The sequence below is a fragment of the Dermacoccus sp. Tok2021 genome, from assembly GCF_019895135.1.
Lineage (GTDB): Bacteria > Actinomycetota > Actinomycetes > Actinomycetales > Dermatophilaceae > Dermacoccus > Dermacoccus abyssi.
Window position 1 is genome coordinate 305,360 of sequence record NZ_JAGTHU010000001.1, and the last position, 12,289, is coordinate 317,648.

General features: G+C 67.6%; 11 protein-coding genes and 1 pseudogene. 6 read left to right on the top strand and 6 right to left on the bottom strand.

Going from position 1 to position 12,289, the window contains the following annotated elements:
• Positions 1-16: 16 nt before the first annotated feature.
• Both K9D12_RS01450 and K9D12_RS01455 read right to left on the bottom strand, forming a co-directional pair.
• Positions 17-2,113 carry an ATP-dependent DNA helicase RecQ gene (locus K9D12_RS01450; RefSeq protein WP_223059263.1) on the bottom strand — a complete coding sequence of 699 codons (2,097 nt, stop codon included), beginning with the start codon at positions 2,111-2,113 and terminating at the stop codon, positions 17-19.
• A 77-nt stretch (positions 2,114-2,190) separates the two neighbouring features.
• Positions 2,191-2,964: a 1-acyl-sn-glycerol-3-phosphate acyltransferase gene (locus K9D12_RS01455; RefSeq protein ID WP_129663520.1), complete on the bottom strand. Its 774-nt coding sequence runs from the start codon at positions 2,962-2,964 to the stop codon at positions 2,191-2,193.
• A 34-nt stretch (positions 2,965-2,998) separates the two neighbouring features.
• On the opposite strand from K9D12_RS01455, the gene K9D12_RS01460 reads away from it, so the two are divergent.
• The 3 genes from K9D12_RS01460 to K9D12_RS01470 are packed head-to-tail and all read left to right on the top strand — an operon-like array spanning position 2,999 to position 4,736.
• Positions 2,999-3,775, top strand: a complete 777-nt coding sequence (locus K9D12_RS01460; protein ID WP_129663518.1) for a HipA family kinase — start codon at positions 2,999-3,001, stop codon at positions 3,773-3,775.
• Entirely contained in the window at positions 3,772-4,164 is a 393-nt protein-coding gene (locus tag K9D12_RS01465) for a DUF3037 domain-containing protein (protein WP_118912388.1), read from the top strand. Before K9D12_RS01460 ends, K9D12_RS01465 begins: the two co-directional genes overlap by 4 nt.
• Positions 4,165-4,196: 32 nt before the next feature.
• Positions 4,197-4,736 carry a YbhB/YbcL family Raf kinase inhibitor-like protein gene (locus tag K9D12_RS01470; RefSeq protein WP_129663516.1) on the top strand — a complete coding sequence of 180 codons (540 nt, stop codon included), beginning with the start codon at positions 4,197-4,199 and terminating at the stop codon, positions 4,734-4,736.
• Positions 4,737-4,803: 67 nt separating this feature from the next.
• Here the strand turns inward: K9D12_RS01470 and K9D12_RS01475 are convergent, their stop codons facing one another.
• From K9D12_RS01475 to K9D12_RS01490, 4 genes and pseudogenes are all read right to left on the bottom strand, one after another.
• The gene (locus tag K9D12_RS01475) at positions 4,804-5,850 is read right to left on the bottom strand and encodes an IS30 family transposase (RefSeq protein WP_225910816.1); all 1,047 of its coding nucleotides are present in this window, start codon (positions 5,848-5,850) and stop codon (positions 4,804-4,806) included.
• Between the two features lie 476 nt (positions 5,851-6,326).
• Positions 6,327-6,755 (bottom strand): annotated as a pseudogene (locus K9D12_RS01480) (TrmH family RNA methyltransferase); the annotation flags it as partial.
• Positions 6,756-6,966: 211 nt separating this feature from the next.
• The gene (locus K9D12_RS01485; RefSeq protein ID WP_129663514.1) at positions 6,967-8,490 is read right to left on the bottom strand and encodes a multicopper oxidase family protein; all 1,524 of its coding nucleotides are present in this window, start codon (positions 8,488-8,490) and stop codon (positions 6,967-6,969) included.
• 206 nt (positions 8,491-8,696) lie between these two features.
• Positions 8,697-9,134, bottom strand: a complete 438-nt coding sequence (locus K9D12_RS01490) for a DUF6153 family protein (protein WP_047312813.1) — start codon at positions 9,132-9,134, stop codon at positions 8,697-8,699.
• A 148-nt stretch (positions 9,135-9,282) separates the two neighbouring features.
• Here K9D12_RS01490 and K9D12_RS01495 point away from each other — a divergent pair, with 148 nt between their 5' ends.
• The 3 genes from K9D12_RS01495 to K9D12_RS01505 all read left to right on the top strand — a co-directional run bounded on the left by K9D12_RS01495 (position 9,283) and on the right by K9D12_RS01505 (position 12,224).
• Positions 9,283-9,492, top strand: coding sequence for a heavy-metal-associated domain-containing protein (locus K9D12_RS01495; RefSeq protein ID WP_129663512.1), 210 nt, complete (start codon positions 9,283-9,285; stop codon positions 9,490-9,492).
• A gap of 70 nt (positions 9,493-9,562) precedes the next feature.
• A complete protein-coding gene (locus tag K9D12_RS01500; protein WP_223059264.1) occupies positions 9,563-11,833 on the top strand; it encodes a cation-translocating P-type ATPase in 2,271 nt (756 codons plus the stop codon).
• Between the two features lie 49 nt (positions 11,834-11,882).
• Positions 11,883-12,224 carry a hypothetical protein gene (locus tag K9D12_RS01505; protein WP_187035011.1) on the top strand — a complete coding sequence of 114 codons (342 nt, stop codon included), beginning with the start codon at positions 11,883-11,885 and terminating at the stop codon, positions 12,222-12,224.
• Positions 12,225-12,289: the final 65 nt, after the last annotated feature.

The following is a 12,289-nucleotide window of genomic DNA, read 5'->3' on the forward strand; positions in this document are numbered from 1 at the left end:
TTCGACGCACGCCACGTCAGCCGACCGCGCGGTGGATGACTAGCGGAAGGACGACATCGGCATCGGCTTCGCGCAGGCTCGCCGCGGCGACGGTGGGCTCCCACATCGTGTTTGTCGTGTCGACGACGAGGAGAACGCTCGCGCCGGCCACGTCGGGGAAACCCGTCGTGGCCAAGGCGTCGCGCCACGCCGCAGCGACCTGTGCTCCGGAGAGACCCTGGGTGTCCGGCGGGACGCCGTTCCACGTCGCCACGGGCAGCTTGCCTACCTCGCCCAGGTGCTCGGCGAGGCCCTCGACGCGCGCCGTGGCGACGGCGGCCGATGCGGTGCGTGTGGGAAGCGCGATGACGCAGCTCGGGCGGCGGCGCCAGGTGGACGCCCAGGCCGCGAGGACACGCACCGCCGAGTCTCGGAGCGCCTGCGAGGGTGGCTCGCTTCCACCGGCGCGGGCATCCTCGCGGCGTTCGTCCTCCCACTCGGCAGCGTCGGCGTGAATGATGACCCGCCCCGGATCTGCTCCCAGCTCCGCCGGGATGCGCCCGCGCGCCCCGAAGGGACCGCCTGGCCACATCTTGCGCGGTTCGAGCGTGATGGTCTCCGCGCGCAGCACGGCGGCGATGCGCTCGACCGTGGCGGCGTCGACGTCGGCGCTCAGCGGTTCGGGCAGATGTCCGAGGCAGACGGAGCAGCGGCCGCAGTTCTCGGCCTGCGGGTCGTCGAGGGCCGTGCGCAGCAGCTTCATGAGGCATTCGCGGCCTGCGATGTAGCTGCGCATGATGTCGGCCTCGCGTTCACGGGTGGCGATGACGCCCTTGTAGTGCTGCTCGTCGAACGTCCACGGGGCGCCGGTGGCGCTCCATCCGTCGGCCCTGCGCTCGACCACACCGTCGACAGCGAGTTGTTTGAGCAGCAGTTCGACGCGGGTACGGCGAATGCCTGTTTCGGCGTCGAGGGCCGGAACGCTCATCGGCCCGTCGGAGGCACGCAGTGCGGTGAGGAGGGACTCGACCTGGTCCTTGCGCGGGATGGTGGCCGTGGCGAAGTAATCCCAGATGTGTTCGTCACCGGCCGCTGGCAACAGCGCGACGACGGCGTGCTCGATGGCTCGCCCGGCTCGCCCGATGTGCTGGTAGTAGGAGACCGGCGACGCCGGTGCGCCGAGGTGGACGACGAAGCCGAGGTCGGGCTTGTCATAGCCCATCCCGAGGGCCGACGTGGCCACGAGGGCCTTGACCTCGTTGCGCCGCAGAGCGTCCTCGAGGTGCTCGCGTTGACCGGCTTCCAGCTGACCTGTGTAGGCCTCGACGGGAAGGGAATCGCCGTGGGCCGCCTTGATGGCGGCCGTCAGGCGCTCGGCGTCCGCGACGGTGAGGGTGTAGACGATGCCGCTGCCCGGCAGTGACGCGAGGTGATCGACGACCCACGCGTAGCGCTGGAGCGCCGTCATCTCCGGGAGCACCGCGGGGTGGAGGGACGATCGGGCGAGCGGACCGCGCAGCACGAGGGACGACTCCCCAAGCTGGGCGGCCAGGTCCTCGGTGACGCGCTCGTTGGCGGTGGCCGTGGTGGCGAGCACGGGCGTGCGGGGGTTCAGTTCGCGCAGGACGTCGGCGACGCGGCGGTAGTCGGGCCGGAAGTCGTGGCCCCAGTCGGAGACTGCGTGGGCTTCGTCGATGGCGAGGAGACCGAGGCGCCCGGCGAGGCCGCGCATGACGCGCTTGCCGAAGGTCGGGTTCGCGAGGCGTTCGGGTGAGACGAGGAGAACGTCGAGTTCGTCGGCGGCCACGGCTGCCTCGATCTCGCTCCACGAGTCGAGGTTGCCCGAGTGGATGGCCGCGGCGCGCAGGCCCGCACGGGAGGCGGCGGCGACCTGGTCGCGCATGAGGCTGAGCAGCGGCGAGACGACGAGGGTGGGACCGTCACCTCGTTCGCGGGAGGCTGCCGTGGCGACCCAGTAGACGGCGGACTTGCCCCAGCCTGTGGCCTGCACGACGACGACGCGGGCACCCGGACGGGACAGCGCTTCGACGGCGGTGCGCTGATCGTCGCGGAGGGTGGCACCTGGGCCGGCGAGCGCTTCGAGGACGCGAGTGGCGACGTGGTCGATCGACATGTCCTCACCCTAGGGCGAGGCGCTGACAACCCCGGAAATCCGGGGCTGCCAGCGCCTCGCTCGGCACCTGCCCGAGATCAGTCGCGCTTCTCGCGCTGCTTCTCGACGAACTTGCGGCGACGCTCGGCGGCGACGCGGGCGTCCTCGGCCTCGGCCTCCTCGAGCGTCGGGGCGGTTCCGCCCATGGAGGCCGGTAGGAACTCGAGGTCGCTGCCGCTGAGCTTCGGGTAGGCGGCGCGGATCTCGTCGAGCATGGTCTTCATGACGCCCTTGACACGCTCGGTGTTCTCCTCGGGGCTGAGCGCCTCGTCGTAGTGCATCGGCTCACCGACGGCGACCGTGATGGGCGTGTTCGTGCGGCCCATGCGCTTGGGCTTGCCCTTGGTCCACACGCGCTGAGAGCCCCAGATGATCATGGGAAGGATCGGAACGCCGGCCTCCTTGGCCATGCGGACGCCACCGGACTTGAAGGACTTCAGTTCGAAGGAGCGCGAGATCGTCTCCTCGGGGAAGATGCCGACGATCTCTCCCGCCTTGAGAGCGTCGACCGCTGCACGGTAGCTCGCCGCTCCGTTGCCGCGCTCGACGGCGATGTGCTTCATGGCGCGCATGAGCGGACCGGAGATCTTGTTGTCGAAGACCTCCTTCTTCGCCATGAAGCGGATGAGGCGCTTGTGCTTGCGCGCGGGGAAGCCGGCGTATGTGAAGTCCATGTACGACAGGTGGTTCATCATGACGACGGCGCCGCCGGTGCGCGGCACGTTGTCCTCGCCGAGGAGGGTGAACTTCAGGCCCTGGCCGGCGAAGAGAGTGCGGGCCAGGCCGATGACGGAGGTGTAGACCGGTTCCATGCAGTCAGCCTAGTGGCCCGGCTACCCTGTTGCGGTGCTCGAGACCATCACCGCGACGCGGTACGTCGTCCCCCTCAAGGAGGGCGGTTCGCTGCCCGGCGTCGTCGAGGGAAGTGACGACGGCACGTGGGTCGTCAAGTTGCGCGGAGCCGGTCAGGGGCTCAAGGTTCTCGTCGCCGAGGTGGTCGTCGGTGAACTCGCACGAACCCTCGGCCTGCGGGTTCCTGCGCTGAAGCTCGTCGAGCTCCCCGAACCCATCGCGAAGTACGAGGCGGACGAGGAGGTACAGGACCTGCTCACGGCAAGCCTCGGGCTCAACCTCGGGGTGGACCTGCTGCCCGGCGCGTTCGCCTACGACGGTTCGCAGCCGCCGCCCGCCGACGAAGCCGCCACCATCCTCTGGCTCGATGCGTTCACGGCGAACATCGACCGCACGCCGCACAACCCGAATCTCGTGCGCTGGCACGGCAACACGTGGTGCATCGATCACGGCGCAGCGCTCTACTTCCACTACTCGTGGCCGTCGAAGGGCTCCAACCCGGAGCGGTTCGCCGCGCAACGCTTCGAGGCCACCTCGCACATCATGTGGGGCGTGGCCACCGAAGCCGCCGCGACGCACGAACGGCTCAGCGCCCAGGTCGATGCACAGCTCCTCGAGCGCATCCTCGGCCTCGTACCGGACGAGTGGCTCGAAGCCACCGATGCCATGCCGACGCCGACCGACGTCCGCGGGGCCTACGTCGAGAACCTTCTCGCGCGGCTGGCCTCACCGCAGGCCTGGTCGCCCGCCCACGCGGAGGGTGCGCGATGAGCGGCATTGGCTACCAGTACGTCCTCCTGCGTCTCGTGCCGTCGATCGAGCGCGAGGAGTTCCTCAACGTCGGCGTCGTCGTCTATGCGCAGATGGCCGATTTCCTCGACGCCCGCTTCGATCTCGCGCCGCAGCGCCTCGAAGCTTTCGCACCGCACCTCGACCCGGCTGATGTCGAAGCCGCGCTCGAGGGTATGTGTGCCGCTGTGCGTGGCGAGGCCTGCGCCGGCCGACCGGCGATGCCGAAGTTGGGGCAGCGTTTCGGATGGATCACCGCCCCTCGTTCGACGATCCTTCAGCCCGGCCCCCTGCACGGCGGCGTCACCGACGATCCGGCACTCACCCTCGATCGGCTTGTGTCGCGCCTCGTCACCCCGTCGGGCGGCTGACAACGCCCGAGGTCGCGGCATAGGGTCGAAACATGACTCTCGAACGACCCGTCGCACCCGACCCCTACTCCCTCCTGCCCGAGGTTCCGTCGTTCACCGTGACGAGCGAGAACTTCGCCGACGGCGACACGCTCGCCGACGCGCACGTCTTCGACGACTGGGGCTTCACCGGTGGCAACCGCTCCCCTCAGCTGAGCTGGAGCGGCGCTCCGGAGTCGACGACCTCCTACGTCGTCACGTGCTTCGACCCCGACGCCCCCACACCGTCCGGCTTCTGGCACTGGGCCGTGGCCGGTATCCCCGCCGACGTCACTGAACTGCCCGAAGGCGCCGGTGACGGCACGAACCTGCCCGAAGGTGCTTTCCAGCTGACGAACGACACGGGTTCGCGCGGCTACGCCGGCGCCGCTCCGCCCGAGGGCGATCGTCCCCACCGCTACATCTTCGCGGTGCACGCCATCGAGGGCGACCCGCTCGCCATCGACGACAGCGTCACCCCCGCGGTCCTCAGCTTCAACGCGGTCTTCCAGACCGCGGCGCGCGCAACGATCACGGCCACCTACGGTCACTGATCCGGCTCACAACGACGCCCCACTCGAGCTTGGGCTGATTCTCGTGGTCCTCGCAACACCTGATTGATCACGTGGTTTGAAGTAGATCACGCAGGCGCTCGGCTGGGTTGTCCCAGTTGAGCGTTTTGCGTGGGCGCCCGTTGAGCTCGGCAGCGACGAGTTCCAGTTCGGCGGGCCCGTGCACGCTCAGGTCAGTGCCCTTTGGGAAGTACTGACGCAGCAATCCGTTCGTGTTCTCGTTGCTGCCGCGTTGCCACGGTGAATGCGGGTCACAGAAGTACACGTTGGTGCCGGTCGCGATGCTGAACTGCTTGTGCAACGCCATCTCCGCGCCCTGATCCCACGTCAACGACGCCCGCAAATGCTGTGGCAACCCACCGATCGTCGCGATGAGCGCGTCCCTGACGGTCAACGCGTCATGCGCGCCACCAGGTAAATGAGCGAGCATCACATACCGGGTGTGACGCTCCACCAGTGTCGCGATCGCTGACGCGCCATCCTTTCCGATGATCAAGTCGCCCTCCCAATGCCCGGGCACCGCACGATCAGCGACCTCGGGTGGCCGGTCGCTGATCATGACCATCGGATCAACGAACCGGCTCGCGCGCTGATCCGGGCTGCGGTGCGGGCGGCGGCGGGCGCGGCCCGTGCGCAACGCCGCTGTGACTTCACGCTTCAATCCGCCGCGGGCTTGCACGTAGATCGCTTGGTAGATCGTCTCGGTGCTCACCCGCATGTCCTCATCGTCAGGAAATTCCTTGATCAAGACATTGTGGATCTGCTCGGGCGACCACTTCACACCCAACTTCGCGATCACGTAGTCACGCAGCCGGCCCGGCTGGGCGAGTTTCGCTTCCTTCGCACGGGCCCGCGACTGCGTCCACGCCCGGTGCGCGGCATACGGGCGATAGCGGCCCGCCTCATCGGTGTAGGTGTCGATCTCACGTTTGATCGTGGACGCAGGCCGTCCCAGTGCGCGCCCGATCGTGCGCAATGATGCTCCCTCCCGGCGCATGTCCGCGATCTTCTCCCGCTCTTCGAGCGTCACGTATCGCGGGTGTAGGGGCCGTGATAACGCCGCCAACGTCGGCGTCAAGGTGTCCATGCCGACCATCGTCGTCGTACCAGTGCGATAGTCGACCAGGCGCCCATCGGAGTGCAGGCGGCTATGACCGATCTGACGAATCCCCCGATCCCAGTCATGAGCTGTGCGCGCATGCACGCCGACCAGGGCGGCAGCCTCCCGGCGCGAGACTCCACGAGCACGTAACAAGTCGTACTCACCACGGCGCGGGTGCGGACCGGCCCCGGTTTTCCCACGCCCGCGAAGGCCCGCTTGGCGCGCCCACGCGTACGCCGAGTTCCGATTCGCACCGACCGCGCGAGCAGCAGCCGACACGTTCCCATCATGGGCATCCATCGCAGCCAGGAACGCTGCCTTCACCCCGTCAACCGACACAGTCCTCGCAACTCCCAAAAAGTCTGGGTGTTGCGAGGACTGCTAGAACCCGCCAAGCTCGAGTGGGGCGTCGTCGATGCTGTCCAGTGAAGTGCTGGGCCGGGGGGCCGTGGTGCGGCGCGGGTTCGACGTCAGGCGCGCAACGTGTACATGGCGACGGCGGACGCCGCGGCGACGTTGAGCGAGTCGACGCCGCCGGCCATGGGAATCCGCACCGTGAGGTCGCAGCCGGCCACCGTTCGTTTGCCGAGGCCGTCGCCCTCCGTACCCATGACGAGGGCCAGCCGCTCCGGCGCGCGGGCCGCCAACTCGTCGAGCGTTACCGAGTCGTCGCCGAGAGCCATCGCGGCGAAGGCCCAACCCTGCTCGCGCAACGCGTCCATGCCGCCCGGCCACGGTTCGATGCGGGTCCACGGCACCTGGAACACCGTGCCCATTGAGACGCGGATCGAGCGCCGGTAGAGCGGGTCGGCGCACCGGGGCGTCACTAGCACGGCATCGACGCCGAGTGCCGCAGCGGAACGGAAGATGGCACCGACATTGGTCGGGTGTTCTAAAATACGCGCTCTGCCGACGGAGGAGGGCTCGCTATTCGGAGGGACCGATATGACGTGCGAATTTTGACGACTTGTTCACCTTGCATACCACTATCGTCGCAGGCTGCTCGCTCCCGAACCAACCTCGAAGCGCACTTCGGAGATCTTCTCTGCCCAGGCCGGGAGGAGCAGCGATGACCTGCGCCGCGCCGGTAAGGCGCGCGGCCCCGATGCTTCAGTTCACCTGGTAGGCGATCGTCGTCATCATACCGGCTTCCCCGTGGTAGACGTTGTGGCAGTGCGAGAGCCACCGTCCGGGATTGTCGGCATCGAACTCGACCCGCAACGTTGTGCCGGGAACAACGATCGAGGTGTCCTTGCGCGGCCCTCCCCCGGAATGCTGGTAGGTGTGTCCGTGCAGATGCATCGGGTGCCACATCTTAGTCGAGTTCTTGAACTCGAGGGCGACCCGCTCCCCTTCGACGATACCGAGGGCGTCGCGCATCGGCTTGTCCATGTTCATGCGCTTGCCATTGATCGCCCAGTCATACTTCTCCATGCCACCGGTCAGCTCAAGTGAGAGGGTGCGGTCGACAGCGCGGTTCGGCAGAGCGACTGAACTGGTTGCTTTGAGGCTGTCCGCGGTGGCGGGGGTCTTCTGCTGGGGCAGCTTCACGTCCATCGCGGGCGCGCTTCCCGACCCAGTGCGCAGAATAGCAAGGGCCTGGTTCTGCTTCCCAAGGGCTTCGGCGATGACTGCGAATGCGCCGTCGCCGGCAGTGACGACTGCGTCGTAGCGCTCCCCCATTCCAAGAACGAGGCTCTCTGCCTTGAGGGGTTTGACGGGGAATCCGTCGGAGTGCGTGATCGTCATCTCGTGCTCGGTGACGCCGAAGCGGAAGGCGGTGTCGCCGCCAGCATTGATGATCCTCAGCCTGATCCGCTCTCCAGGCTTGGCGGCAAAGGTTTGCGGGTCGTTGGCGGGCTTGCCGTTGATCAAGTAGAGGGGGTAGTAGACGTCGCCTGCGTCGCCGCCGAGCAGAGGCGAGGTCGCGCCCATGAGGGTGTTGCCCATTCGCATCGGGCCCATGTCCATGTCACCGTGTCCCCCACTATCGTGGTCCATCATTCCCTGGCCGAGCTCCTTCATCACCTCGTCCGGTGTTGCGGTGATGCCGTCGAGCCAGTCGTCGACGACGATGACCCATTCCTTGTCGTAGTCGCCCTTCTCGTTCGGGTCATCGATGATCAGCGGCGCGTACAGACCACGGTCTTGCTGCGTGCCGACGTGGGGATGGAACCAGAATGTGCCTGATTCGGGCAGTGTGAACTCGTAATCAAACGACCCGCCGGGCTTCACGGCATCCTGGGTGAGACTCGGCACGCCGTCCATGTCGTTGCGCAGCGCCAGCCCGTGCCAGTGGACGCTGGTTGGATCAGGGAGATCGTTGGTGAAGGCGACCTTCAGGGTGTCGCCGACGTTGCCGCGCAGCGGCTGGGTCGCCGAGGCTCCCCGGTAGGCCCAGGTCTTCGCGGTCTTCCCGCCGAGGTCGAGGGTGACCGGCTCGGCGGTCAGCGCGCGGTGCACGACAGCACCGGTGCTGCGGCGCTTCGCCTCCGCGGCGGTGACCGCGGTGCTGCTGGGTCTCACGAATGAGGTTGTTTTGGTGGCAGTGGTGCTGCATCCGGCGAGGCCGGCGGCGGTGAGGGTCAGTGCGCCGACGGACAGGAACTGTCGACGGTTCAGGGTGGAATGCATGGGTGATGTCCTTGTGTGTCGGTAGTGAGCGGAGCCACGGCATCGCGCTTGCGCGCTCGACGATCACGGATGGTCGGAGGCGCAGGTCAGCATGAGCCCAGAAGGGGGGCCATCGTTGTGGGACACGGTGTCGTGGCAGGCACGGCAGGGTAGTGGACCCGCCGAGGTGGCTGACTGAGGAGCGCAGCATCGGCGCTCCCGTCTGCTCACGTTCGGTAGATCGACAGTTCCAGATGCGTCAGCGCAAACCTGCGAGGCGTCTCCGATAGCGGCGTCGGCAGGGGCGCAGAGACGGGCGTGAGGACATCCGCGACGGACGGAACGGGAAGGGCCGGAATACTCTCGGCCGTGGGCGCGGAGACACAGGTAGAGTCGCCGCTGTTCATGGCGTCTGCGCAGCCGCCGGAGCCGTGCACCAGGCCCTGCGCTCCGGCCGCGGCCGACATGGAGGCGGTAGGCGACATGCCCGTCATGCCGGGCGAGGACGGGGATGCGTGAGCCGGCGACGCCATCGAGGCCGTCGCCGCTGCCGGGCCGCCGACCAGCGCGTGCATGCCGAGAAGACCCGTGATCAGCAGCACCGTAAGAACGACCAGCTGCAGCCATTGCCGGCCGCGGCAGGGTTCAGGAGTCGCGCACTTCACAGCCACAGCATACCCCGGTGGCGTATCACTTCGAAACGACGGGTCCGTTCAGAAGCGATCCCGGCCGACCTTGCGGGAATACCCTGTGCGGGTATAAGGTTCTCAAAAGAGTACCCACCGGGGGTATCCAAGTAGAGGAGGCTATCCGATGACTGCAAGCGAGTACCAAGTGACGGGCATGACCTGCGGGCACTGCGAGGCGTCAGTCCGCGAGGAGGTCGGCGAGATCGCCGGTGTCACCGCCATCGAGGTCAGCGCCCAGACGGGAAGGCTCGTGATCACCACCTCCGGCGAGATCGACGACGCACAGGTCCTGGCCGCCGTCGAAGAGGCCGGCTATTCGGCCGTGCGCGCCTGATGAAAGCCCCGGCCAGCCTCGCGGCCCACTGCACTGCACTGCCGCGGCAGAGCAGAGAGAAGGAAACAGCATGAGCGCACCAGCGCCACTGAGCGCGGACTCGGGCATCGAGCTGGAAGTCGGAGGGATGACCTGCGCCTCCTGCGCGAACAGGATCGAGCGCAAGCTGAACAAGCTTGACGGCGTCACCGCGAGCGTCAACTACGCCACCGAAAAGGCCAAGGTCACCGTGCCCGCCGGCTATGACCCGGCTCTTCTGGTCGCCGAGGTCGAGAAGACCGGCTACACCGCGGCATTGCCCCGGCCCGAAGCCGCGACGACGGACTCCGAAGGCAACGATCAGGACCCAGCCGATGACCCCGAACTGACCTCGCTCAAGCAGAGGCTGATCGGGTCGATCGTGCTCACCGTGCCGGTAATCGCGATGGCCATGATTCCGGTCCTGCAGTTCACCTACTGGCAGTGGGCCTCGCTGGCTCTGGCCGCGCCGGTAATCGTCTGGGCGGGCTGGCCGTTCCACAAGGCCGCATGGACCAACCTCAAGCACGGCACAGCCACGATGGACACGCTCGTCTCGATGGGCACGAGCGCGGCGTTCCTGTGGTCGCTCTATGCATTGTTCCTCGGCCATGCCGGCATGCCGGGGATGACGCATCCCTTCGAGTTCACCATCGCGCCGTCTGACGGCGCGGGCAACATCTACCTCGAGGCTGCCGCGGGTGTGACGATGTTCATCCTCGCCGGACGCTACTTCGAGAAGCGCTCCAAGCGACAGGCCGGTGCCGCGCTGCGCGCCCTGCTCGACCTCGGGGCGAAAGAGGTCGCCGTCCTGCGTGACGGCGTCGAGACCAAGATCCCGACCGGAGAGTTGGCCGTCGGCGACGAGTTCGCCGTCCGTCCCGGCGAGAAGATCGCCACCGACGGTACCGTCGTCTCCGGCACCTCGGCCGTGGACGCCTCCATGCTCACCGGCGAGTCCGTTCCCGTCGAGGTCGTCGCAGGCGACGCGGTGACTGGGGCCACGGTCAACGCTGGCGGGCGTCTTGTTGTCCGGGCGACACGGGTCGGTTCGGACACCCAGCTGGCGCAGATGGCCAAACTGGTGGAGGACGCCCAGTCCGGCAAGGCCGCCGTCCAGCGCCTGGCCGACCGGATCTCGGGCATCTTCGTGCCGATCGTCATCGTCATCGCCCTCGGCACGCTCGGCGCGTGGCTGATCTTCGGACCCGGCGTCTCCGCCGCCTTCACCGCAGCGGTCGCGGTCCTCGTCATCGCCTGCCCCTGCGCCCTCGGCCTGGCCACCCCGACAGCACTGCTGGTCGGGACAGGCCGCGGCGCGCAGATGGGCGTCCTCATCAAGGGCCCCGAAGTCCTCGAATCCACACGCAAGGTCGACACCGTCGTCCTCGACAAGACCGGCACCGTCACCACCGGCAAGATGACCCTGGTCGACGCAATCACCGAGCCGGGCACTGACCGCACCGAGCTGCTTCGCCTGGCCGGCGCTTTGGAGAACGCCTCCGAGCACCCGATCGCCCAGGCCATCGCCAAGGGCGCGGTCGGGGAGATCGGCCAGCTGCCCTCCCCGGAGGACTTCGCCAACATCGAGGGCAAGGGCGTCCAGGGCGTCGTCGACGGCCGCGGCGTGCTCGTCGGCCGGGAGTCCCTGCTGGCCGACTGGTCCCAGCACCTCTCCGGCGACGTCGCTGCTACTAAGGCCGCAGCCGAGGACGAGGGCAAGACCGTCGTCGCCGTCGGCTGGGACGGACAGGCCCGCGGGATTTTCGTTGTCGCCGACGCCGTCAAGGCCACCAGCGCCGAGGCGATCCAGGGCCTGAAGGACATGGGCCTCACCCCGGTCTTGCTCACTGGCGACAACGAGGCCGTGGCTCGCCGGATCGCCGCCGAGGTCGGCATCGAGAAGGTCATCGCCGAGGTCCTGCCCAAGGACAAGGTCGACGTCGTCACCGGACTCCAGGACGAGGGCAAGGTCGTCGCGATGGTCGGCGACGGCGTCAACGACGCCCCGGCGCTGGCCCAGGCCGACCTGGGCCTGGCGATGGGCACCGGCACTGACGTCGCCATCGAAGCCTCCGACATCACCCTCGTGCGCGGGGACCTGCGGGCCGCGGTCGACGCGATCCGACTCTCCCGCAAGACCCTCGGCACGATCAAGACCAACCTGTTCTGGGCGTTTGCCTACAACGTCGCGGCCATTCCGGTCGCGGCGCTGGGCATGCTCAACCCCATGCTCGCAGGCGCGGCGATGGCGTTCTCGTCCGTCTTCGTCGTCGGCAACAGCCTCCGCCTGCGCGGGTTCCGCAGCGTTGCCAGGCAGTGACGCCGCAGAATCGACCATCATCCGAATACACGAAAGGCATTCACCGAGAATGAGCAACGAAGACCAGGCATTCACCAGCTGCTGCAGCACCTCCCCTGCAACCGAGACATCCGCAGCCGAGGAACCTGTCAGCGACGGTTCCAGCTGCTGCGGCACGACCGGCGCAGAGAACCACGCCGCCGATTCCGGCCATCGCGAAAACCTCCTCGTCGAAGGAAGCGACGACGTGACCACCTGCCCCGTCATGGTCGGCAATCCGGTCAACAAACAGGACGCCGAAGAAAAGGACCTCTTCCGCGACTTCGACGGGCAACGCTACTGGCTCTGCTGCCCAGGCTGCGGACCGACCTTCGACTCCGACCCAGCCAAGTACGCCGCCAACATGGCCTGATCCTTCGACGCCCCGGGGCTGCAGCATCACTGCTGCCGCCCCGGGGCGACTAAAGCATAGCTGAG